Raw genomic sequence first — 22,743 nt, forward strand, 5'->3', positions numbered from 1 at the left:
GACTTAACTGGGAATTTTAAATTGACCAAAAAATAAGGTTACATCCTTACGGATATATGGCTAATAACCTAAGATAATAAGGTTTTTTGGATAAATTTCTGGATATAGTTTGTCCGAAAAACAATGTCTGAATTTCGAACCTATATTTTTTGATTTTTGCCTTATAAGAAATTAGTCTATTAAAACTTTCTGTCTACCGAAAGCTCGGCTAGGTGATAAAGTGATGTTGAAAATGGATTTTGAGGTAAATCTGTTAACTGTTGCTTAGCTAACTCGACTTGATGTTTTGCTTGTTGAATTGTGTAGCCAATGGCATCTGTCTGCTCGATGATCGTCTGGATCTCTGCTAAATGCTCAATACCACCATTTTCAATGCACTGAGTAATTAATTGCTGACCAGATAAATCGGTGTGCTGTTTGGCATAAATAAGGGGGAGGGTAGGTTTTCCTTCGGCTAAATCATCACCAACATTTTTGCCAAGTGTGTCATTATCGGCAATATAATCCAGTGCATCATCCATTAGCTGAAAGGCAAGTCCAAGATGAAGGCCATATTGATGTAAAGCTGTTGCAAATTGCGGTTGCCCGGCGATGACCGCGCCTAGCTCGCATGCCGCAGCAAATAAAATAGCAGTCTTATTATGGATAACTTTAAAGTAGCTTTCTTCAGTTGCATTGGGATCATTACAATTCATTAATTGTAAAACTTCACCTTCTGCAATTTGATTGGTGGTATTGGCCAGAATTTGCATGACTTTCATTTGATCAAGCCCGACCATCATTTGGAAAGAACGAGAATATAAAAAATCGCCTACTAATACGCTAGCTGCATTACCAAATACTGCATTAGCCGTTTGTCGACCTCGTCGCCGGTCACTTTCATCAACGACATCATCATGTAATAAGGTCGCAGTATGAATAAACTCTATAATAGCCGCGGCTTTATGATGCTGATCTCCTTGATAACCAAGTGCGTTTGCACTAATCAGTACCAGTAAAGGTCGTAATCGTTTTCCTCCGGCAGATACTATATAATGACCTAGTTGGTTAATGAGTACGACATCGGACTGCAACTGATTGAGTATGACTTGGTTGGTCGCGTCGAAGTCATTCTTGACAAGGTTTGTAATGCTTTTTATATCTGACATGTAATTCTTTAAATTATCCGGAATAATTAAACTGCAGAGCTGAAAATCAATAAAGATTTGTCTGACAGATGAGTTTATCGAATGCTAGGACTTGATTCTTGCCTGGTCAAGGAAAAACTGCGCAGACTAAAAATCTCAAGTGTTTCAGAGAGCTATTGATAAAAATTATTCGAAATTGACTTGATAGAATAAGTTTTATAGCTTAAAATGCGCGCCCTTAATTACAGGAATCCTAATAAAACAGGAACCTATTAACCTTATTTAACCTGGTATACCTTTAATACTTTGGTATGCTTTAAGAGACGGAGAGATAGTCGCTATGTACGCGGTGATTCAAAGTGGTGGTAAACAGCACCGAGTATCAGAAGGTCAAGTAGTTCGCCTTGAAAAAATTGATGCCGAAAAAGGTGCGTCGATTGACTTCGATAAAGTTTTGATGGTTGGTGAAGGTGCCGATCTGGAGCTTGGCGCGCCGTATCTTGAAGGTGCTAAAGTGTCTGGTGAAGTGGTTGAACACGGTCGTGGTAAAAAAATCAAGATCGTTAAATTCAGACGTCGTAAGCATCATCGTAAGCAGATGGGCCATCGTCAATGGTTTACTGAAGTAAAAATTACTGGCATCAGTAAGTAAGTTCAGCTAATTATTATTCTGGAGAAAGCAAATGGCACATAAAAAAGCTGGTGGTAGTACGCGTAACGGTCGCGATTCGGAAAGTAAACGCTTAGGTGTTAAACGTTTTGGTGGTGAGCAAGTTAGTGCAGGTAGCATTATCGTTCGTCAACGTGGTACGCATTTCCATCCTGGTGCAAATATGGGTATTGGTCGTGACCATACATTATTTGCAACAGCTGACGGTGAAGTTAAGTTTGAGGTCAAAGGACTTCGTAATCGCCGTACGGTAAGCATTATCCCTAACTAAATTTAGTTTGATAGTGCCGTTAACTGAGAGTTATCAGTTAACGACAAAATTGAAGTTTTAATAAAAAAGCTCCGTTAAATCGGAGCTTTTTTATAATGGTCGTATTGTCAAAGTCTGTTAGTAGACAAGCAGGTAAATATGAAATTTGTTGATGAAGTGACAATTAAAGTGAAAGCCGGTGACGGCGGTAGTGGTCTTTGTAGCTTCAGACGCGAAAAGTATATACCTAAAGGTGGTCCTGATGGCGGCGATGGCGGAGATGGTGGTAGCGTCTATTTGTTGGCTGACAGCGAACTAAATACACTGGTCGACTACCGATATGTCAGATTTTACGGTGCTCAAAATGGCCAAAAGGGTGGTGCGAAAAATTGTACTGGTGCTAAAGGTGAGGACTTAATTCTTCCTGTTCCTGTTGGTACTCGTGTCGTTAATCAGGAAACTAATGAACTGATTGGCGATATGAACGAAGTAGGCAAAAAGTTGTTAGTTGCCAAAGGTGGATTTCACGGTCTTGGCAATACGCGCTTTAAAAGTAGTGTTAACCGAACACCAAGACAAACAAGTCGCGGAACACCTGGCGATTTTCGCGAATTAAAACTGGAACTACGTGTATTAGCTGATGTAGGCTTGCTTGGTTTACCGAATGCAGGTAAATCGACTTTTATTCGCAGTATTTCTGCTGCACGTCCTAAAGTTGCAGATTATCCTTTTACGACTTTAATCCCTAACTTAGGTGTTGTTGCTCCTGAACCTCATCGTAGTTTTGTTGTGGCAGATATTCCTGGTGTTATTGAAGGTGCTGCTGACGGTGCGGGATTAGGCGTTCGCTTTTTAAAGCATTTGGCGCGTACGCGACTATTACTCCATCTGGTCGATCTCAAGCCTTTCGATGAATCGAATCCGCTGGAAAATATTCGAGCAATTCATCAAGAGTTACGTCATTATTCTGAAGAATATCAAAGTAACTTGGCTGAAAAAGAAGTGTGGTTGATATTCAATAAGTGCGACTTATTATCAGAAGAAGAGCTGACAGATTTAAAACAAGATCTGCTTGAAAAGCTAGCCTGGGAAGGGCCATATTATGTGATTTCGGGACTTGAAGGTACAGGGACCAAGTCGCTATGTTTTGATATTTTAGAACATATTGAAGCGCAAAATGCTGCTTTGGATATTGAAAGTGAAATTGAGCATGGTAATGACAATGTTGAGGCCAAAGCTCATGAATCTGGCGAGGCAGAAAATGCTATCACTGAACACCGAGTTAGCGATAAGGCAATCGAAAAGTCTGATTTTGGTGCGAGTGCTGATTCGGTTGAGCCTGATAATCAGTAATTAATTGCTAATAGAGGAAGTTTGAAAGATTATTGAAAAAGGATGTTGTTCGATACGGAAGTTAAAGTGCTAACTAAATGTGTTTAAACTAGAAAGCATAAACACTAAAAATATTAACAAAAAAACCCGCCGATAGCGGGTTTTTTGGCTAATGATAAATTATTTTATACCATTGCTTTAATTTGAGCACTAAAACGGCTTTTATGGCGCGCTGCTTTATTCTTGTGAATAAGACCTTTTCCTGCTGCAACATCTAACACAGAAATTGCAGTATTATAAGCCGCTTGAGCAGCGTCTTTGTCACCAGATGCGATTGCGGCAACAACTTTTTTCATGTACGTGCGCATCATTGAACGACGACTAGCATTGTGCTGGCGACGACCTTCAGCCTGACGTGCACGCTTTTTTGCGGATTTAATATTTGCCAAGGCTTTGCTCCTGAAATCTAGGCTTAAAAATAAGGTGCAGGAATATACCCGTTTTTTAAAGCAGAGGCAAGGGGATTTCGGTGTTTTTCATTCTATTCAGCCATATTTTACCTTGTAACTGTCACTATTTATCATCTACTGAAAATAAAGTTGCCTCCCAACGGGCTGGTTTAAACCGTATGTTGTCATAAATAATTAGGTTGAGCAGGATAATAGATATACTTGCTTGAGCTTGATTTAACTAATTGACGCCTAACTCTAGAGTCGCTAATCTTACCCGGTTTTTTGAGCGGTATTTTATATTATATAGCGGTTAATATTGAAGATTATCGGGTTTAACAATGGTGTCGCCTAATTGGAGTTTTCGTTGATGTCAAAGCAACTATTAAAATCAGGCATTATCGTCAGTTTAATGACACTATTGTCGCGTATATTGGGTTTGGTACGTGATATTGTTATGACTTATGTACTGGGAGCTGACTGGGCAACAGATGTTTTTTTGGTTGCCCAAAAAATCCCTAACTTTTTGCGTCGATTGTTTGCTGAAGGGGCATTTTCTCAAGCTTTTGTGCCCGTTCTATCTGAATATCAAACCAATAAAACCCTATTTGAGGTTCGGCGCTTGATTGCGGAAACATCTGGCACGCTTGGGTTGATTTTGTTGTTAATTGCCATACTTGGGGTTATTGGTTCTCCTGTGTTAGTGTCTATTTTTGGTCCCGGTTTTGTGGGTAAAGATAGAGAATTTGAATTGGCTTCTTTGCTTTTAAAAATTACATTTCCCTACATTCTTTTTATATCACTCACCGCATTTTGTGGCTCTGTTCTAAACAGTATTGGACGCTTTGGGGTGCCTGCATTTACCCCAGTGTTATTGAATCTATCAATTATTTCTGCGGCGATTTTTGTGTCACCGGCTTTACCTGATCAAACAGCCATGGCTTTAGCTTGGGGGGTGTTTGTCGCTGGCATAGCACAGCTAATGCTTCAATTGCCATTTTTATGGAAAGAAGGCTTATTGGTTAAACCAACCTGGGGATGGCACTCGCAAGGCGTGCAGAAAATCCTGACTTTAATGGGGCCTGCTTTGTTTGGCGTTTCAATAGGACAAATCAATCTGTTGTTGGATACGATTTTGGCATCATTTTTAGAATCTGGCAGCATTACTTGGTTATATGTATCTGATCGAATGCTAGAGTTTCCATTGGGAATGTTTGCAATTGCTATTTCTACCGTAATATTACCGGCGTTATCTCGTCAACATGCCAGTGCGAATGTTGTGGAGTTTAATCAAACACTTAACTGGGGATTACGATTAGTATTTCTGATTGGGGTACCTGCCGCGGTTGGATTATTCATGATGGCAGAGCCAATTATATTAACAGTATTTCAAAATGGAAAATTTACATTGAACGACGCCCATTTGGCGTCATTAAGTTTAAAGGCTTATATTATTGGTTTGCTGGGTTTTATGCTCATTAAAGTGTTGGCAACTGGATTTTTTTCAAGACAAGATACAAAAACACCAGTAAAAATAGGTATTGCTGCGATGGTGACAAATATGGTTTTTAATTTGATCCTGTTTTTTCCATTTGCTCACGTAGGATTGGCTGCTGCTACTGCGATTTCAGCAATCGTCAATGCGTTATTATTATTTTACAAGCTAACGCAGCAAAAGATTTTTATTGCCGATAGTCGTTGGCGAAGCTGGTTTGCAAAATTAGTGACTGCCAATATCATTCTAGCGGTAGCAATTTATAGTTATATTCCATCGACTGAGGATTGGCAAAACTGGGGAAATATTCAGCGAGCAACCCAAATGGGGCAAATGGTTGTTGGATGCATTGCTGTTTATGCAATATCGTTATGGATTATGCGCGTTAAGATGAGTGATTTACGTCAAAGTGATGCGGTCTAGTTGAATAATCTCAAATTCTCATTCGAAAATAGAAAGATTGCTAGTGTTGCAGTTCAAAGCCAGTGCTAAAGCTGGCTGTTGTGACTGCCTTTGCTCTATCAGACTGGCGTTGAGTAGTATATAATTCAGCGCTTTATTGCGTAAACCTTGCTGAATTTAATTGGTCTTATGGAATTAGTTCGCGGATTAATCAATCTGCAAAAACAATCTACCGGCTGTGTTGCAACCATCGGTAACTTCGATGGTATTCACCTGGGACATCAGGCAATTATCGAACGGGTCATAGTCAAAGCAAAGAGTCTTGGGCTTCCTGCTTGTGTGTTAGTGTTTGAACCACACCCGAAAGAATTTTTTATGGGGGAAAATTGTCCACCCAGGCTTACCTGTTTTCGAGAAAAATACCATCGGTTAAATTTACTAGGTGTTGATAAACTAGTTGTACTGCAATTTAATCAGACCATACGGCAAATGAAAGCCAGAGATTTTGTGTTACATATCTTGCTCGATAGGCTTCAGGTAAAGCATCTAGTCATTGGTGATGACTTTCAGTTTGGGCATCAAAGGCAAGGTAATTACCAGCTTTTATGTGAAATGGCACAGCCGCATTACACACTTGAACCAACACCTTCAATTGTTATTGACCACGAAAGAGTCAGTAGTACGCTAATTCGTCAGGCTCTGGCCAATAATGAATTTGCAAAAGTAAGTCGCTTGTTAGGACGGGAATATACAATTTCGGGTCGGGTTGGTTATGGTCAGCAAATAGGAAGAACTATAGGATTCCCTACGGCTAATGTTGCGGTAAAGAGAAAAAAAATTGCACTTACAGGCGTTTTTTTGGTGAAGTGCATCTGGCAACAAGATGGGAAGGACAAGGTAGCCTGGGGTGCCGCCAACTGTGGCAAGCGACCAACCGTCAATGGCTGTACTGAGCGTCTTGAGGTACATCTTTTTGGTGTCAGCCAAGAATTATATGGGATAGAATTAGCTGTCGAGTTTAAAGCACAAATTCGTCAGGAAATTAAATTTAACAGCTTGACTGAACTTCAAGCACAGATTAAGCAAGATATTAATCAGGCAAATCAATTAATAAATCAGTTTAAATAAATAAATTAAAATTTGAACAAACCTAAAACTATAGTTGGAAACATAACAATGACAGATTACAAACCTACCCTTAACTTACCGGATACTGAATTTCCGATGCGTGGTAATTTGGCACAAAATGAACCCAAGTTACTGGCTAAGTGGATTAAAGAGGGTTTGTATTCCAAGATTAGAAAGGCCTGTGAAGGCCGCCCAAAGTTCACGCTGCACGATGGTCCCCCTTACGCGAATGGCGAAATACACATTGGCCATGCGGTTAATAAAGTTTTAAAAGACTTTATTATTAAAAGTAAAACGCTCAGTGGTTTTGATGCACCCTATGTACCTGGTTGGGATTGTCATGGCTTACCAATAGAACATCGAGTAGAGAAAAAAATTGGTAAAGCCGGTGCGAAAGTGCCTTTTGGTGAGTTTAGAGAAAAGTGTCGTCAATATGCCAGTGAGCAAGTAGAAGGTCAAAAGAAAGACTTTATTCGCTTAGGTGTGTTGGGAGATTGGGATAAACCTTATCTTACTATGAACTTTGAATTTGAAGCGGATATTATTCGTTCGTTGGCTGATGTTATCGATAATGGTCATTTACACCGAGGTTTTAAACCGGTTTACTGGAGTGTTGTTGGTGGATCGGCTTTAGCGGAAGCCGAAATTGAATATCAGGAAAAAGTTTCTGCTTCAATTGATGTGCGTTATCAGCCTCGAAATGAGCAAGAATTATTAAACGCTTTTTCTCCTTTAGATGGTATCACCGATGAATCTATGGGGACTGGTCCTGTTTCGGTAATTATTTGGACGACAACGCCCTGGACCATTCCATCTAGTCAGGCGGTGTCTATTCACCCTGATCTGACCTATGCGTTAGTGCAATTTGATGCAGCTACAGAAGCGTACCCAGAGTTAGGAATTGGTTCAGAAAGAATTGTTTTAGCCGAACAAATGGTGGAAGCAGTGATGAATCGCTGGGGAGTAACTGATTATCAGGTATTGGCAAGTGCAAATGGTTCGGCACTGGAAAATATAATATTAAAACACCCTTATTTGGATCGTGATGTCCCGTTAATTTTGGGTGATCATGTAACCACAGAAGCTGGGACTGGATTAGTTCATACCGCGCCCGATCACGGGGCGGATGACTTTGTCGTTGGTAAAAAATACGGTATTGGCACGCTTAATCTGGTGAATGCAAATGGTGTTTATTCTGATGAAACAGAATTTTTAGCCGGCCAGCATGTTTATAAAGTGGATGATGCCGTTTGTGATTTATTGTTGGAAAACAAGCAACTTATTCGGAAAAGCAAATTAAAGCACAGTTATCCTCATTGCTGGCGTACTAAAACTCCGCTGATTTTTCGAGCCACACCACAGTGGTTTATTTCAATGGAGAAAAACGGACTACGCGATAAAGCGATGCAAGCAATTAAAGAGGTTAACTGGGTTCCCAGCTGGGGGCAGGCAAGAATAGAAGGCATGATTGAGGGCCGGCCTGACTGGTGTATCTCTCGTCAGCGAACTTGGGGTGTCCCGTTAAGCCTGGTTGTTCATAAAGATACCGAAGAGTTGCACCCAAATACTACTGAAATTATGCGTAAAGTCGCCCAATTAGTCGAAAAAGAGGGAATTCAAGCTTGGTTTGATGTGCCTCTGGAATCTTTAATTGGCGACGATGCAGAGCATTATCAAAAAATTGATGACACTTTAGATGTTTGGTTTGATTCGGGGGTTACCCACAAATGCGTATTAAGCAGAAGTGATGAATTGGAAGAACCGGCGGATCTTTATCTGGAAGGCTCTGATCAACATCGAGGCTGGTTTCAGTCATCCTTGTTAACAGGATTGGCTATTAATGGACATGCCCCCTATAAAACTGTTTTAACTCATGGATTTACGGTTGATGCAAATGGCGTCAAAATGTCTAAGTCGATTGGTAATGTGGTTGCACCGTTAGATGTAATTAATAAGCTTGGCGCTGATATTCTGCGTTTATGGGTTGCCTCAACAGACTATCGAACAGAAATTACGGTATCGGATGAAATTCTCAAGCGTACCGCAGATAAATATCGGCGAATGCGTAATACCGCCCGTTTTTTCTTGGCTAACTTAAAAGGTTTTAATCCGGCAACCGATATTGTTGAACCAAAAGATATGCTACCGCTGGATCGGTGGGCTGTTGATAAAGCCTTACAAACTCAAAATGAAATTGTAAAAGCCTTTAATGAATACAACTTTTTAGTGGCAATTCAAGCGATGCACAACTTCTGTTCTTTCGATATGGGCAGTTTCTATCTGGATATCATTAAAGATAGACAATACACCGCTAAAGCAGGCTCAATCGCACATAAGTCTTGTCAAACAGCGTTATATCATATCGTTCATGCGGTTTGTCGCTGGTTTATGCCAGTGCTCTCTTTTACGGCTCATGAAATTTGGCAACAAATACCAGGTATCAAGGATGACTCAATTTTTTGGGAAACCTGGTATACCGGATTATTTGCCGCTGAAGAGTCCGTTGGTATTAGCGAGCAGGACTGGCAAACGATTGATGCGGTAAAAACAGAATGTAATAAACTACTTGAAATAATGCGTAAAGATAATCAAATTGGTTCGTCGTTAGAGGCAGAAGTTACACTTTATGTCTCTGATGAATTAGCCAATATTCTGGAAAAACTTGAAGATGAATTACGCTTTGTATTAATCACTTCGTATGCCAAAGTAGTCAGAGGTGAAGGCGGTCAAGCGACTGATATTGATGGTTTAAGCTTATCGATTATTGCTTCTGCGCACCAAAAGTGTGAGCGTTGTTGGCATCGCCGAGAAGATGTCGGCAGTGATCAGGCACATCCATTACTGTGCAGTCGGTGCGTGACCAATGTTGATGGTGATGGTGAAGTGAGACATTATGCCTGATAACGCCTCGCAATCTATTAAATTGCTACCATTGCACTTATCGGGCTTGCGTTGGATTTGGCTAACCGCAATTTTTATCGCGCTTGATCAGTGGACTAAGTATTTAGCTCAGACCTATATTGGTGAGTTTGAAACCATTGAAGTGATGCCGTATTTCAACTTAGTACTTCGCTATAATACAGGCGCTGCATTTTCATTGTTTGCCGACCAAGGTGGATGGCAGGTGGCGTTTTTTAGCATTGTTGCGACAGTCATTAGTCTGGGCATTATATTTTGGATGTGGACAACACCCGCCAAAAATAAAATTTTGGGGCCTGGACTTGCGCTGATTTTGGCGGGTGCAATTGGAAATTTATATGATCGACTGACTTTAGGTAAAGTCGTCGATTTTATCGACTGGTATTATGCTGATTATCATTGGCCTGCATTTAATATTGCTGACAGTGTAATTTTGCTTGGCGCAATATTAATGCTGCTTGACGGATATTTTCACTCTAAAGAGAGTAAATCAAATGACTGATGAAACAAATGAAGTAGTTGGAAGTAATAGCCGGGTTCTAGCCGATATTACAGTTAAATTAATGGATGGTAGTATTGCCGACAGTACCAAAGTTAGTGGCAAACCGAGTTGGATGATTATGGGCGATGGCAGCTTTAGTGAAGCATTTGAAGCTTACTTAATTGGCGCTCAGGTAAATGATGTTTTGACCTTTGAACTTCCTGCAAAAGATGCATTTGGTGAACTTGAGCCAGATAATATTCACTTTATGGACATCAGCATGTTTCCGCAAGATATCAGTATTGAAAAAGGTACAATTCTCTCTTTTACTCAGGCAAATGGTATGGAGTTGCCGGGTATTATTCGTGAAATAGAAGCTAACTCAGTTAAAGTTGATTTTAATCATCCATTAGCTGGTGAAGATGTTGTTTTTGAAATTGAAATTAAACGTATTGCTGCTTAAATCTTAAAAAAATAGGCCTTTAAAATGAAAATTGTTTTGGCAAATCCTCGAGGTTTTTGTGCGGGTGTTGACCGTGCGATTGAAATTGTTAATCGCGCAATTGACTTATTTGGTGCCCCCATTTACGTTAAACACGAAGTGGTACATAACCGATTTGTAGTTGATGGCCTGAAGAAAAAAGGCGCCATTTTTATAGAAGATTTATCTGATGTGCCAGAAGGTAGTACTTTGATTTATAGTGCACATGGCGTATCACAAGCAGTAAAAAATGAGGCAAAGTCTCGAGGTTTTAGAGTATTTGATGCAACGTGTCCGTTGGTAACTAAAGTCCATATGGAAGTTGTTCGTAAAAGTAAAAACGGTGAAGAAGGAATCTTAATTGGACATAAAGGTCATCCTGAAGTTGAAGGTACTATGGGGCAGTACGCCAACGAAAATGGTGGGATGTATCTAGTTGAAGATGCCAAAGATATTGAAGCACTAGAAGTTAAAAATCCTGACAAACTGTTTTATGTTTCACAAACCACATTGTCGGTTGATGAAACGAAAGACTTGATCGAACTGCTAAAAGAGCGGTTTCCTAAAATTCAAGGACCGAAAAAAGATGATATTTGCTACGCCACTCAAAATCGTCAAGATGCAGTTAAAACTTTGGCTGAAGATTCATCATTAATTCTGGTTGTTGGTAGCCGTAACAGTTCAAATTCTAATCGTCTGAAAGAGCTGGCTGAAAAAGAGGGTAGTAAAGCCTACTTAATTGATAATGCCACAGAAATTCAAAATGAATGGTTAGAGGGTATTGAAAGTGTTGGTGTGACTGCAGGTGCATCAGCACCGGAAATATTGGTTGAAGAAGTGCTGGAAAAACTGAAATCTATGGGGGGCGAAATGCAGGATTTCCCTGGTGAAAATACAGAGAACATGTATTTTCCTGTACCTATTGAGCTTCGATAATTATATTGTCCGAATTAATATTGTACTTTTTAAAACTCGCTCTAGATTAATGCTTGCATTGTTGATAACCATTATTAATAAAAAGGTTGCTTACAGTGCAAGGTATTTTCCTATTATTTAGTTGATAAACATTACAGAATAGCCATTCAAAGATAAATAAATATTGGCATGACCAGTTAAGGAATATCGGACCAATATAAATTTTAAAGTGTGATAATCTTCACAACTCACGGGATTTATTTCCATTTATCCTTTAAAGCCATACAGCTATCGGCCTTAGGTTGATATATTGCCTGAAACATATAATAGTTTATTCTAACGAAGCATTCGAAGGATTATTAATTAATTCCCGAGCCTAAATTATCTATGAACAAAATTCGCGGTTTTACATTATTTGAACTATTGATGGCGCTACTTGTAATTGGCGTTTTAACTTCATTTGCATTGCCATCATTTAGAAGCACAATTGCTCGTACCCAAGTGAATACTGACAAAGATGCACTGAAAGGAGCACTCAATTTTGCGCGTATGGAAGCCATCGACAAGCGCATTCAAACGGCATTTGAATCCAATGGCAGTGGTGGTTGGCAAGTTCGTAATGTTGCCACTGATGAGGTGTTAAGAACGTTTAATATTTCTGGAGTCAATTCGAGTATTGTTACGGTGAAAAATCCAATTATTTATGAACCTTCAGGATATCGTCAGTTTGGTGGTGCGGCTGTTGTTTTTAACATTTGTAATGATAAAGGGAATGGAAAAGAGTCTGGAAAGCGAGTTACTGTTTCAACGGGTGGGAGTCTTAAGACGGAGAATATTCAATGTTAACATCCCGTCAGCTTTCTCATAATATGGCGCGTAATAATGCCTGGCGCCAAACTGGTGTTTCGCTCATTGAAGTTTTAGTCACAACGTTAGTGCTTGGTATTGGTTTACTTGGTGTCGCAGCATTGCAGGTTTCCAGTATTAGTAGTAGTCAGGAAGGTTTTTATACGACGCAGGCAAATGCGTTAGCTGAGGATTTAGCTTCTCGGGTACGTACCGCTAAAATGCAGTCAATTATTCCGCCGCCTACACCACCGGGTTCACCAAGTGAGGCACCGGTACCATATCAAACTTTACTTGGTTTTTATGTGAAGGACGCAAATCCGGTTAGCTGTAATGCAATGCCTGTTAAATGCCGTACAAATAGTAGCGGTGCGCCAGCTGCATGTACGCTAGAGGAACTAGCGCAGTTCGATTTACAAGATGTCTGTTGGCAAGCTGGGGAGACTTTGCCCGAACCAAAACTAAGAGTGGTTCAACTAACTGGTAAAATAACCATTATTATCGATTGGGCTTCGGCATCAGCTAGAACTGACCTAGGGCAAAAGGAGAGCGTGAGAGCCGAGTGTAAGCAATATACCAATGATGCAACTCGCAATTGTATTATTATGGAGCTTGTACCATGAGAAATTATTCGTTTTATTCATCGTTGGAAAAAATGAAGCGACAATCCGGATTTAGCGTTGTTGAATTAATGGTGGCCGGCTTTTTAGGCTTAGTACTGATTGGTGGCGTAATTCAATTATTTATCAGTTCTAATCAGGCATACCGTACACAAGATGATCTGGCGACGATTCAAGAAGATGGTCGTTTAGCTCTGATGTTTTTGAAACAACAGATTCAAATGGCGGGTTATATCAGCTCGCTAGATGTTGATCCAATACCCAGTCCAGTCACTTTTGGTAATCTTGCTTCTCGTGATGACACTACCGATGTGCTAACTATTTCTTATGAAGGCGATATCGATACAGTAACCGGGCTGGTTTACGACTGCAATGGTGTAGGTGTTGCGGGAAGAGTTATAACCAGTACATTTTATATCGATGATAAACAGCTACTTTGCCAGGGAAATGGTGTGGGTAGTGTTGCCCAGCCGTTAATTGATGGTGTTGCTGATTTTCAGGTTATGTATGGTGTTGAAGAGTTTGTCGCTGGTGTATTACCAAATTGTCGCTCGGGTAGAATTAGCCGCTATTTAAATGCAACACAGGTTGTTGCTCAAAATTTACAGGAACGAATTTTATCAGTACGAATTGCGTTGTTACTGGAAAGTTCAAACGAAGTGTTACCCGAAGTGAAATCTATTAATTTTAATGTATTGGATAAAGAAGTTAGTACTGACGATAAATTGGCAAGGCGTATATTTCAGCAGACGATCTTTATGCCTAATGCTGTCTTTGTGTCAGTATCAAACCCAGAAGCTTTAAATACTTGCCAAATTCAGTTTGAGCTACCTACGCCATAATTTACTTAAGTGTGCAGAGACGTTTATATGAACCAATATCAAACTCTAAACCAATTAAAAAATCAGCAAGGTGCTGCGCTATTTGTTGCGCTAATCATGTTGGTTGCATTAACTATAATTGGGCTTACTGCAACTCAACGCAGTAATTTGCAAGAGCGAATGGCTTCTAATATGCACGTTCAAAATCTAACCTTTAACGCATCTGAAAGTGCAATAGGGTCTTTTCTAACAGAAGCGAACACTGGTGATAGCATCGATGACCCTAACCATTTGATTTTTAACTTGAGAATTAACGGAGTCTTGGGGCCATTTTGTATTGATAAAGAAGGACTACGAAAGGCTTGTGATGGTAAAAACAAATTGGATAAAGACGGCAGAGTCGAGTCGCGTTATAGCGCTAGAGTAGTTGGACAATGTAGTGTTGCTCAATGTGGAGGCTTCAGTTTCGGTGCTGATTTTGGTTGTCGCGTGTTTCGTGTTGATAGTGCTGGAACGACAGGAGGGGCTTTTGGTGATGCTGATACACAAAGTTCTGAGAGTTCATTTTGGGCTTACGAAGTATCGCCATGTTTGTAATTAATTAAACTACGAAAACATCGAACTTATGATGTCAAGAAGCTTTCATTTTAAACGGTGTTAAAATAGATTGGGTCTGTTAAATTTTTATATTTGCCGGAGTGATCCGAGGTAATGAATATGAAGCGTTTTAAATTTTTTAAAAGTGCCGGTATTGGTGGATTTCTTTATTCTTTTTTTATGTTGCAAGCTGCAATCGGCGACGATACCGAAATCTTTTTTGCTAAGCAAAGCAATACCGATACCATAATACCAAATGTAATGTTCATAATTGATACCTCTGGCAGTATGACCAATTATCCTGAAGGTTCTTCGCAAACCCGTATTCAAATTGTTAAGGATGTAATGAATGATGTGCTTACTGAAATTAACAATGTCAATGTTGGGTTAATGCGATTTAATAAGGGGGATACTAATGGTGATAATTCTGCTGAAGGTGGTCCGGTTTTATACCCCGCAACTTATATTGATGAACCCGCCGATCCCACTGTTACAAAAATAATTTCTAATGGAAATAACGATGCCAGTCAGGTTGGTGGTGCCGGGACGGTCACATTAAATGGAAATGAATTAAAGTTAGGTGAAGCTGCTGATTCTTATGTGGCTGTACGATTTGAATCGTTATTGATCCCTCAAGGAGCAACAATATCTTCAGCCAACTTAGTCTTTACTGCTAAAGGTGATCAAACTGGTAATGCCGAATTTTCTATTGCTGCGGAACTTGTCGGTAATGCTAGTGCTTTAACCGCAACTGATTTTAATTTGTCTAGTCGAGATGCCACTACAACAACTCCCGTAACTTGGAAAGTAATCAACGATTGGAAAAATGGTGATTCTTATTCTTCCAGTGACATTACCACAATCGTTCAGGAAGTTGTCGATCAGTCTGATTGGTGCGGGAATAATAGTATAGTTTTCTTAGTTAAAGGAACTGGATCTCGAAGTGTTTATAGTTTAGAAGGGAGTGTTGCTGATAGTAACGATGCAAATTATTATCCTGCACCAAAGCTTCACTTGAAATTTGAGAATAATTTGAAAGGTAGTGCTAAAGGTTGCATCGGTGGTGAGGTAACATCGCAAGTCTCCAGTAGTAGACATGATTGGGAAAGGGGAGGAGTGAAAGATAATTGGTATGACAGCTCTGATTTAGATCTTTACTATGGAAATAATGGTACGCCTGTTGTGGGGGTTGGTGTTAGTTTTACTGGGATTAATATTCCGTCAAATGCGACTATTAAGGAAGCCTATTTAGATTTTACTCCATTAAGTGACGAAGGAAGTAGTGGTTCAGTTTTTATTAAAGGGGTTAACTTAGGTGACCCGAATCCACGTTCTTATGAAGATCTTTATAATAATCTTTTTTCAACGGGAGTTAATTGGCCTCTTGGGGTATGGGTGACTGATGTGGTTGAGCGTACACCGAATATTGCTTTGATAGTGCAAAGTATTGTTGCTAATAAAGATTGGGAACTAGGTAACACGATGTCGTTTTTTCTAGAAGGAGTTAGTGGACATCATATGGCTCGAGCGTACGAAAATTCTGCTTCGAAAGCACCGAAACTTTATATTCGATATGAGGGGGTATATCAACCAGGCGTTATTACCAAGCGGGAAGAATTAAAAACAGTTGTTTCAGAATTGCCCGCAGATGGATATACCCCAATTAGTGATGTGATGGCTGAAGCTGGATTATACTTCCGTGGTGGTCCTGTTACTTATGGGATTGATCGTGATAATCAGCGAGTCAATCGTACTAGTCATATTGACTCATGGGAAAACACTGGGACTTTAGTTACTCCGCCTCCGCCACTTTGTACCTTGGATAATTATAGTGCCTCAGGTTGTGCACCAGAAAAAATTATAGGTAATCCCAATTATAAAACGCCGATTAAAGAGTCTTGCCAAACGAATCATATTGTATTTTTGACAGATGGTTATCCAACGAGTCATCACCAAGAAACAAATGATGCTTATGCGGATTGGTCGAAATCGACGTGTAGCTCAAGTAATTTTGGTTCTGATTGTGCAGTAAAAATTGCCGGCTATTTACATAATAATGATCAAAATAACTTGCTTCCAGGTAAGCAGTCGGTAACCACTCATACTATTGGATTTGATATAGATTTTCAGTTACTTGAGGATATGGCTTCAGCTGGCGGCGGTGGTTATTATACCGCCAATAATAAAAGTGGATTGGTTGACGCCATTACCAGTATTGTTGCTTCAATTGTTAATGTAAATACTTCATTTGTTTCCTCGGGGGTATCAATTAACCAATATAACCGTAGAACGCATAACGAAGAATTGTATTTTTCGTTGTTTTCGCCGGCTTCAGGTAATGTCTGGCCCGGCAATATTAAGCGCTATAAACTCGTCGGTAATAGTATTGTTGATGTGAATGATACTGTTGCTGTCGACTCAACAAACGCACAGTTTTTAGATTCGGCTAAAAGCTGGTGGAGTTCATCAAAAGATGGTGCTGATGTTAATAAGGGAGGGGTTGCAGAAAAACTGGGATATCAGCGTAATGTATTTACCAATATCAGTGGTAGTGATCTAACCGCTCCTGATAACCGTGTTAAAGATGGCAATAGTTCTGTAACTGAGGGTATGTTGGGGGCGACTGATGCAGATGACAGAAAGACAATTTTAAATTGGGCCCAAGGGTTAGATGTAGATAGTGCTACCGTTAAATCGCATAATTTGATTGGTGACCCCTTACACTCTCAACCAACTTTAGTTGTTTACAACACGGGAAGTTCTACATCTCCCACATACGATACCAAAGTTTATGTAGGTACTAATCATGGTTTTTTGCACTCATTTAACTCACAAGATGGTACGGAAAACTGGTCATTTATACCCCAGCGATTACTAAAGTTATTAACCGATTTACAAAAAGGGGCGCCAGTTGCCCACGCTTATGGACTCGATGGTAGTATTAGTATTTATATGAGTGATGAAAATAATAATGGTGTGGTTGATACAAATGCGGGTGAAAAAGCCTATCTTTATATCGGTATGCGCCGAGGTGGTAACGCGTATTATGGATTAGATATTAGTAATCCTAATAAACCTCAACTGTTATTTAAGATCGATCCTAATTCCAGTAATTTTGGTAAGCTTGGTCAAACTTGGTCTAAACCTGAAGTTGGAAAAATGAATATTGGTGGTGTTGATGCTCAACCAGTCATTATCTTTGGTGGCGGCTACGATACTGTTCAAGATACTGCTGGAACTGGTACTACAACATCCTCACAGGGTAATCGGGTATATATTGCAAATGCTAAAACAGGCGCATATATTTGGGATTCTTCAAAAGCTATTAAACCGTCAGGATCTTTAGCTGGTGATATTTCAACAATGGATGCGGTCCCTTCTGATGTAACGGCATTTGATATTGATGATGACGGGTTGATTGATCATATTTATGCTTCAGATATGAAAGCACAAATTTTCCGTTTTGATATTGATAATAAAAGTCAGTCAATTTCAGGTGGACGAATAGCTCATTTACAAACGGCAACCGATATTCAAAATAATCGACGTTTTTATTACAAGCCAGACGTTGCTTTGATACGCCTAAAACAAGAAACATTTCTCAGTGTGTCGATTGGTTCTGGGTATCGTGCACACCCACTTGATGAAAATATTACTGATCATTTTTATATGATCAAAGATAAAGGCGTATTGGTGAAAAAGTTTGATATGGATATTGCAATGTCAGATTTACTGGATGTTACCGATATTATAGGATTTGATTCGCAGGGTAATTCAATTCCAGCAGATAAAATTAAAAGTACCAATAAGAAAGGGTGGTATATTGGATTTTCATACTCAGGTGAAAAGGTCATTCAAAGCTCGATAACGGTAAGTAATACGGTGATTTTCTCAACATATTTGCCGCCAGGAAGTTCTTCAAATGTTTGTGAAGCAGCTTCTGGGAGTTCTCGTTTATATACGCTAAATGTGAGTGATGGGAACCCTTATATTGATACTAATTACGATGGAAAAATCGATAAAAGCGATAGAGAGCAAGTTTTGAAGGTTCCTGGTATTGCACCACCGCCGCAAGCTATTATTGGTAAAGATGGTAAGTTGAAAATTTGTATAGGGTTAGAGTGTAAAGATCCACCTGAACCCCCTCAAGGTGTAGTTGGTTTACGTTGGCGCACTAATAATTAAACGACAAAGGATAGAAAAGTATGTTAGCAAAACAGAAAGCTTTCACGCTGGTCGAGTTGATGATCGTAATAGCGATTATTGGCGTCATTAGTATGTTTGCTTACCCTTCATACACTCGTTATGTTGAGCGCTCAAAGCGTACAGAGGCAATGGGTGTTTTGACAAATGCTGTACAGGCAATCGAAAAATATCGTGCTAATAATTATACTTATAAAGTAGCAGGTGATGATATTACGCTGATTTTTTCTAATCGGGTACCAGTCGATGTTGGTAAAGATAAATATTATGATATTGCTTTGGTGAGCACTGCCAACTCTTATACCTTTACTGCAACACCAACCGGCTCAATGGCTGGTGATGGGAATCTAACAATTAACAATACCGGGGCGAGAACTTGGGGAGCTAAATCTTGTTGGCCAGAGGGAACTAATGATTGTTAATATTTTAATTAAGTAACTTTATTATTTAACCAGACGATCCTTATCAACTATCGATAAGGATCAGGCTGTGAATGTAAAGGGTTAGGTAATTCCTCTTGTTTTTCTTCTATTAGTTTATTTGTAATTTCACTCGAATAACTATAAATAATTTTAAAGTCATTATTTATCCAGGCATAAACATTCGATTTGCCTGATAGTTCATGTACTTCAAGGGCATTATCGAACTGATATTTTATTGTTTGATTATTGGTTAACGAATCTAATCGAGAGCTATCTAATACACGTAAAAAAGTGCGTTTTGGAAATGCGCGATAAGTTTTTATTTGTTTGGTCGTATACCGTAATTCATTAGAAAGATAAACAATCAGTTCATACTGATCATTGCGATATACAAAGCCAGCCCAATCATTTTTGCCATCACCGTTAAAGTCTTTTTCTAATTGCCAGGGACAAATATATTCATAGCGATCAACATAATCTTTCAAGATGCCTGTGGGTTTTCTTTGGGGAGTTTTAACTGTTTCTGTTGATGTTACACGCAGCTGCTCAAATAGTTTCGATTGACAGTAAGAATTTTCTTGTGCGCTAACAAACGAAATTGTTGCCAGGTTAAGAGAGCTTATGAACAATGATCTCATAATAAATTGGTTATGTAGGCGCATGCTGACTCCTATTTAAACGAAAGAGTTGATTTATTAAGTAAAATTTTGATTTGACAGAGTGTTATTATCAATCGCTTATTCAATTGTATCAGTAAATATTCTGCTAGCGGGTGAATAATTTGGCTTAAACGTGACGATTATTGCGCAATTCTGGTAGAATTCGCGCCTGTTTGAGGCTGTTTGTCCGATAGATAAGGCAATTGACTGAATTTATGCAAAAACAAGATTTCCAATTTTTTCTTCCTGAGTCGTTAATTGCGAATGAACCAACAAATAATCGCTCTGAAAGCCGGCTTATGTTGGTTAATCCAATTCAACAATCGGTTGAGCACAAAATATTTTATGAATTAGTTGATTATCTTAATCCTGAAGATTGTCTCATTTTTAATAATACTAAAGTGATTCCTGCGCGACTTTTAGGTAAGCGAGATTCTGGCGGAAAAATTGAAATTTTAGTTGAGCGAGTGATACCTAATGACTCTGGTGACGAGTGTGTTGCTCAAATTAAAGCAAGCAATACGCTTAAACCAGGAACAACCATTTATATTGAAGAACAATTAAAATTAAATGTCATTGCTCGGGAAAATGGATTTTATCGTTTAAAGTCAATAGATTGCGATAACCTTCTTGAGCAAATCGAGCATTTTGGACATATGCCACTGCCGCCTTATATCAAACGGGCAGATAATGAGCTAGATAAACAACGCTACCAAACGGTCTATGCTGAAAAACAGGGAGCGGTGGCTGCGCCAACCGCCGGATTACACTTTGATTTGGCGTTATTAGATAAGATTAAGGCAAAATCTATTGCTATTGATTTTGTAACGCTACATGTTGGAGCAGGCACCTTTTCTCCGATACGAGTTGAAGATATTCAGCAACATCAGATGCATTCTGAATGGTTTAGTGTGCCACAATCGGTGGTGGATTTGGTTAAACAAACAAAGGCAAAGGGCGGCAGAGTTATCGCTGTAGGAACCACTTCGGTTCGATGTCTTGAGTCGGCCAGCCGATCCGGTGAACTGAGTGCTCAGACTGGCGAAACGGATATTTTTATTTATCCGGGTTACCAATTTAATGTGGTTGACGGTTTAGTAACGAATTTTCATCTATCTGAGTCAACATTGTTAATGCTGGTCAGTGCTTTTGCGGGTAAAGATTTTATGCTCGATGCATATAAAACGGCGGTTGAACAACAGTATCGCTTTTTCAGTTATGGTGACGCTATGTTTATTCAAAATAGTGTCAAATGAGAAAGCGTGTGAACAAGTCGGAGTTGGTGAAATCTCGCACCTACCTTTAATCGGCTAGGAAATTGGCAAGATTTAATTCAGGCAAATTATATAATTCAAAGTAAACTATCATGAAATTTACCTTAAAAAATAATGACGGAAGTGCTCGCAGAGGCGTATTAGAATTTCCTCGAGGAACGATTAATACACCAGCTTTTATGCCTGTTGGGACATATGGTTCGGTTAAAGGCATGTCGCCTGAGCGCGTTCAAGCAACTGGGGCCGAGATCATACTTGGTAATACTTTCCATTTAATGCTACGTCCGGGTACGGATATCATTCAAATGCATGGTGATTTGCATGACTTTATGCAATGGCAAGGCCCCATTTTGACAGACTCAGGGGGATTTCAGGTATTTAGTCTTGGTGAATTACGAAAAATTACCGAAGACGGCGTGACATTTCGCTCACCAGTTAATGGTGACAAAGTCTTTTTGGGGCCAGAAGAATCGATGCAGGTTCAAAAAGCCTTAGGTAGCGATATTGTCATGATTTTTGACGAGTGTACGCCATACCCCGCAACTCAAGAGCAAGCAAGAGAGTCAATGGAGTTAAGCTTGCGTTGGGCACAACGCTCAAAAGTGGCTCATGCTGATAACCCCGCTGCATTGTTTGGTATTGTACAGGGCGGAATGTATCCGGCACTTAGAAAAATCTCACTAGATGGACTGACTGCTATTGGCTTTGATGGATATGCGATAGGGGGGTTGTCTGTCGGAGAATCGAAACAGGAAATGTGCTTGGTACTGGATCATCTATTACCTGAAATGCCACAAGATAAGCCTCGTTATTTAATGGGAGTTGGTAAACCTGAGGATATTGTTGAAGCCGTTAGGCGTGGAGTTGATATGTTTGATTGTGTCATGCCAACGCGAAATGCCAGAAATGGACATCTTTTTACCACAACAGGCGTTGTAAGATTACGCAACAGTCCCAATAAACAGGATACTGGGCCAATTGACACCCATTGTGATTGTTATACCTGCCAAAATTATAGTCGAGCATATCTACATCATCTAGACAAATGTGGCGAAATGTTTGGCGCTGAGCTAGCAACGATTCACAATCTTCATTATTACCAACAGTTGATGAAGGGTTTGCGTGAAGCGATAGAAACGGGTACATTGTCGGGCTTTGTTGAAAATTTTTATACTCAGCGGGGAATGGTTGTTCCGCCGCTCAATAAGTAACCAATGATGAGGCTGTTTGCCTTGGTGTCAGCGGTTTATAAAGATTCAATTCATCAAATTTAAATTAAATAAAGATTAAGTATAGGGGATTATTATGTTGATTGGTACTGCAATGGCTGCTCCTCCTGGGGGCGCAGCGAGTGGTTATAGCACCATCATTATGATGTTGTTGTTTGGTGTAGTTTTTTATTTTTTACTGATTCGCCCGCAAAGCAAACGCGCCAAAGATCATAAAAATATGCTTGAATCGTTACAAAAAGGCGATGAGGTCGTTACTAATGGTGGCATTTTAGGCAAAATTAATAAAATTACCGATAACTTTGTCGTACTTAATGTTGCGCAAGGTGTTGAAATGAAATTTCAAAAGCATGCTATTTCTGCCACGTTACCGAAAGGAACGATTAAAGCTGTCAATGAATAATTATCAAAAAAGCCCTCATT

At 39.6% G+C, this 22,743-nt stretch carries 21 protein-coding genes; 18 read left to right on the top strand and 3 right to left on the bottom strand.

The genetic code is table 11. The features are described from left to right. Positions 1–179 precede the first annotated feature (179 nt). Complete coding sequence (locus ABVT42_RS00180) at positions 180–1,148, bottom strand: polyprenyl synthetase family protein (RefSeq protein ID WP_353873069.1); 969 nt, start codon at positions 1,146–1,148, stop codon at positions 180–182. 319 nt (positions 1,149–1,467) lie between these two features. Between ABVT42_RS00180 and rplU the strand changes: the two genes are divergently transcribed. From rplU to cgtA, 3 genes are all read left to right on the top strand, one after another. Then, positions 1,468–1,779: a 50S ribosomal protein L21 gene (gene rplU / locus ABVT42_RS00185; RefSeq protein WP_353873070.1), complete on the top strand. Its 312-nt coding sequence runs from the start codon at positions 1,468–1,470 to the stop codon at positions 1,777–1,779. Positions 1,780–1,810: 31 nt separating this feature from the next. Beyond that, the gene (rpmA, locus tag ABVT42_RS00190; RefSeq protein WP_353873071.1) at positions 1,811–2,068 is read left to right on the top strand and encodes a 50S ribosomal protein L27; all 258 of its coding nucleotides are present in this window, start codon (positions 1,811–1,813) and stop codon (positions 2,066–2,068) included. Positions 2,069–2,206: 138 nt separating this feature from the next. Continuing rightward, positions 2,207–3,400: an Obg family GTPase CgtA gene (gene cgtA, locus ABVT42_RS00195; RefSeq protein ID WP_353873072.1), complete on the top strand. Its 1,194-nt coding sequence runs from the start codon at positions 2,207–2,209 to the stop codon at positions 3,398–3,400. A 164-nt stretch (positions 3,401–3,564) separates the two neighbouring features. Here the strand turns inward: cgtA and rpsT are convergent, their stop codons facing one another. After that, positions 3,565–3,828, bottom strand: a complete 264-nt coding sequence (gene rpsT, locus ABVT42_RS00200; protein ID WP_353873073.1) for a 30S ribosomal protein S20 — start codon at positions 3,826–3,828, stop codon at positions 3,565–3,567. Positions 3,829–4,198: 370 nt separating this feature from the next. On the opposite strand from rpsT, the gene murJ reads away from it, so the two are divergent. From murJ to ABVT42_RS00260, 12 genes are all read left to right on the top strand, one after another. Then, on the top strand, positions 4,199–5,746 hold the full coding sequence (murJ, locus tag ABVT42_RS00205) for a murein biosynthesis integral membrane protein MurJ (RefSeq protein WP_353873074.1): 1,548 nt from the start codon (positions 4,199–4,201) through the stop codon (positions 5,744–5,746). 168 nt (positions 5,747–5,914) lie between these two features. Continuing rightward, positions 5,915–6,853, top strand: a complete 939-nt coding sequence (gene ribF, locus ABVT42_RS00210) for a bifunctional riboflavin kinase/FAD synthetase (protein WP_367023319.1) — start codon at positions 5,915–5,917, stop codon at positions 6,851–6,853. Between the two features lie 48 nt (positions 6,854–6,901). Beyond that, positions 6,902–9,754 (top strand): isoleucine--tRNA ligase, encoded by a 2,853-nt coding sequence (gene ileS, locus ABVT42_RS00215; protein ID WP_353873076.1) that lies wholly within the window; start codon positions 6,902–6,904, stop codon positions 9,752–9,754. Next, a complete protein-coding gene (gene lspA, locus ABVT42_RS00220; protein WP_353873077.1) occupies positions 9,747–10,274 on the top strand; it encodes a signal peptidase II in 528 nt (175 codons plus the stop codon). Before ileS ends, lspA begins: the two co-directional genes overlap by 8 nt. Further along, positions 10,267–10,716 (top strand): FKBP-type peptidyl-prolyl cis-trans isomerase, encoded by a 450-nt coding sequence (fkpB, locus tag ABVT42_RS00225; protein WP_353873078.1) that lies wholly within the window; start codon positions 10,267–10,269, stop codon positions 10,714–10,716. The genes lspA and fkpB overlap by 8 nt, the downstream gene beginning before the upstream one ends. A gap of 24 nt (positions 10,717–10,740) precedes the next feature. Next, entirely contained in the window at positions 10,741–11,670 is a 930-nt protein-coding gene (gene ispH, locus ABVT42_RS00230) for a 4-hydroxy-3-methylbut-2-enyl diphosphate reductase (protein WP_353873079.1), read from the top strand. 366 nt (positions 11,671–12,036) lie between these two features. Next, positions 12,037–12,495 (top strand): GspH/FimT family pseudopilin, encoded by a 459-nt coding sequence (locus ABVT42_RS00235; protein ID WP_353873080.1) that lies wholly within the window; start codon positions 12,037–12,039, stop codon positions 12,493–12,495. Beyond that, the gene (gene pilV / locus ABVT42_RS00240) at positions 12,489–13,118 is read left to right on the top strand and encodes a type IV pilus modification protein PilV (protein ID WP_353873081.1); all 630 of its coding nucleotides are present in this window, start codon (positions 12,489–12,491) and stop codon (positions 13,116–13,118) included. The genes ABVT42_RS00235 and pilV overlap by 7 nt, the downstream gene beginning before the upstream one ends. Then, complete coding sequence (locus ABVT42_RS00245) at positions 13,115–13,957, top strand: PilW family protein (protein WP_353873082.1); 843 nt, start codon at positions 13,115–13,117, stop codon at positions 13,955–13,957. The genes pilV and ABVT42_RS00245 overlap by 4 nt, the downstream gene beginning before the upstream one ends. 27 nt (positions 13,958–13,984) lie before the next feature. Continuing rightward, complete coding sequence (locus tag ABVT42_RS00250) at positions 13,985–14,533, top strand: pilus assembly PilX family protein (RefSeq protein ID WP_353873083.1); 549 nt, start codon at positions 13,985–13,987, stop codon at positions 14,531–14,533. Between the two features lie 120 nt (positions 14,534–14,653). Further along, on the top strand, positions 14,654–18,718 hold the full coding sequence (locus tag ABVT42_RS00255; RefSeq protein WP_353873084.1) for a PilC/PilY family type IV pilus protein: 4,065 nt from the start codon (positions 14,654–14,656) through the stop codon (positions 18,716–18,718). A gap of 20 nt (positions 18,719–18,738) precedes the next feature. Then, on the top strand, positions 18,739–19,158 hold the full coding sequence (locus ABVT42_RS00260) for a type IV pilin protein (RefSeq protein ID WP_353873085.1): 420 nt from the start codon (positions 18,739–18,741) through the stop codon (positions 19,156–19,158). Positions 19,159–19,205: 47 nt separating this feature from the next. On the opposite strand, the gene ABVT42_RS00265 is transcribed toward ABVT42_RS00260, so the two are convergent. Beyond that, positions 19,206–19,820: a hypothetical protein gene (locus ABVT42_RS00265; protein ID WP_353873086.1), complete on the bottom strand. Its 615-nt coding sequence runs from the start codon at positions 19,818–19,820 to the stop codon at positions 19,206–19,208. A gap of 212 nt (positions 19,821–20,032) precedes the next feature. Here ABVT42_RS00265 and queA point away from each other — a divergent pair, with 212 nt between their 5' ends. The 3 genes from queA to yajC all read left to right on the top strand — a co-directional run bounded on the left by queA (position 20,033) and on the right by yajC (position 22,723). Beyond that, on the top strand, positions 20,033–21,073 hold the full coding sequence (gene queA, locus ABVT42_RS00270) for a tRNA preQ1(34) S-adenosylmethionine ribosyltransferase-isomerase QueA (RefSeq protein WP_353873087.1): 1,041 nt from the start codon (positions 20,033–20,035) through the stop codon (positions 21,071–21,073). Positions 21,074–21,183: 110 nt separating this feature from the next. Further along, the gene (tgt, locus tag ABVT42_RS00275) at positions 21,184–22,302 is read left to right on the top strand and encodes a tRNA guanosine(34) transglycosylase Tgt (protein WP_353873088.1); all 1,119 of its coding nucleotides are present in this window, start codon (positions 21,184–21,186) and stop codon (positions 22,300–22,302) included. A gap of 94 nt (positions 22,303–22,396) precedes the next feature. Then, positions 22,397–22,723, top strand: coding sequence for a preprotein translocase subunit YajC (gene yajC, locus ABVT42_RS00280; protein WP_417281465.1), 327 nt, complete (start codon positions 22,397–22,399; stop codon positions 22,721–22,723). Positions 22,724–22,743 lie beyond the last annotated feature (20 nt).

Source organism: Aliikangiella maris (assembly GCF_040719265.1).
GTDB classification, from domain to species: Bacteria; Pseudomonadota; Gammaproteobacteria; order Enterobacterales; family Kangiellaceae; genus Aliikangiella; species Aliikangiella maris.

Bases quoted from the DNA above. Each gene is read 5' to 3' on its own strand.
- ispH (WP_353873079.1), top strand. From the start codon at position 10,741: ATGAAAATTGTTTTGGCAAATCCTCGAGGTTTTTGTGCGGGTGTTGAC.
- ABVT42_RS00250 (WP_353873083.1), top strand. From the start codon at position 13,985: ATGAACCAATATCAAACTCTAAACCAATTAAAAAATCAGCAAGGTGCT.
- cgtA (WP_353873072.1), top strand. From the start codon at position 2,207: ATGAAATTTGTTGATGAAGTGACAATTAAAGTGAAAGCCGGTGACGGC.
- rpmA (WP_353873071.1), top strand. From the start codon at position 1,811: ATGGCACATAAAAAAGCTGGTGGTAGTACGCGTAACGGTCGCGATTCG.
- ABVT42_RS00260 (WP_353873085.1), top strand. From the start codon at position 18,739: ATGTTAGCAAAACAGAAAGCTTTCACGCTGGTCGAGTTGATGATCGTA.
- rplU (WP_353873070.1), top strand. From the start codon at position 1,468: ATGTACGCGGTGATTCAAAGTGGTGGTAAACAGCACCGAGTATCAGAA.
- ileS (WP_353873076.1), top strand. From the start codon at position 6,902: ATGACAGATTACAAACCTACCCTTAACTTACCGGATACTGAATTTCCG.
- lspA (WP_353873077.1), top strand. From the start codon at position 9,747: ATGCCTGATAACGCCTCGCAATCTATTAAATTGCTACCATTGCACTTA.
- ABVT42_RS00245 (WP_353873082.1), top strand. From the start codon at position 13,115: ATGAGAAATTATTCGTTTTATTCATCGTTGGAAAAAATGAAGCGACAA.
- yajC (WP_417281465.1), top strand. From the start codon at position 22,397: ATGTTGATTGGTACTGCAATGGCTGCTCCTCCTGGGGGCGCAGCGAGT.
- tgt (WP_353873088.1), top strand. From the start codon at position 21,184: ATGAAATTTACCTTAAAAAATAATGACGGAAGTGCTCGCAGAGGCGTA.
- fkpB (WP_353873078.1), top strand. From the start codon at position 10,267: ATGACTGATGAAACAAATGAAGTAGTTGGAAGTAATAGCCGGGTTCTA.
- ABVT42_RS00180 (WP_353873069.1), bottom strand. From the start codon at position 1,148: ATGTCAGATATAAAAAGCATTACAAACCTTGTCAAGAATGACTTCGAC.
- murJ (WP_353873074.1), top strand. From the start codon at position 4,199: ATGTCAAAGCAACTATTAAAATCAGGCATTATCGTCAGTTTAATGACA.
- ABVT42_RS00265 (WP_353873086.1), bottom strand. From the start codon at position 19,820: ATGCGCCTACATAACCAATTTATTATGAGATCATTGTTCATAAGCTCT.
- ABVT42_RS00235 (WP_353873080.1), top strand. From the start codon at position 12,037: ATGAACAAAATTCGCGGTTTTACATTATTTGAACTATTGATGGCGCTA.
- queA (WP_353873087.1), top strand. From the start codon at position 20,033: ATGCAAAAACAAGATTTCCAATTTTTTCTTCCTGAGTCGTTAATTGCG.
- ABVT42_RS00255 (WP_353873084.1), top strand. From the start codon at position 14,654: ATGAAGCGTTTTAAATTTTTTAAAAGTGCCGGTATTGGTGGATTTCTT.
- ribF (WP_367023319.1), top strand. From the start codon at position 5,915: ATGGAATTAGTTCGCGGATTAATCAATCTGCAAAAACAATCTACCGGC.
- pilV (WP_353873081.1), top strand. From the start codon at position 12,489: ATGTTAACATCCCGTCAGCTTTCTCATAATATGGCGCGTAATAATGCC.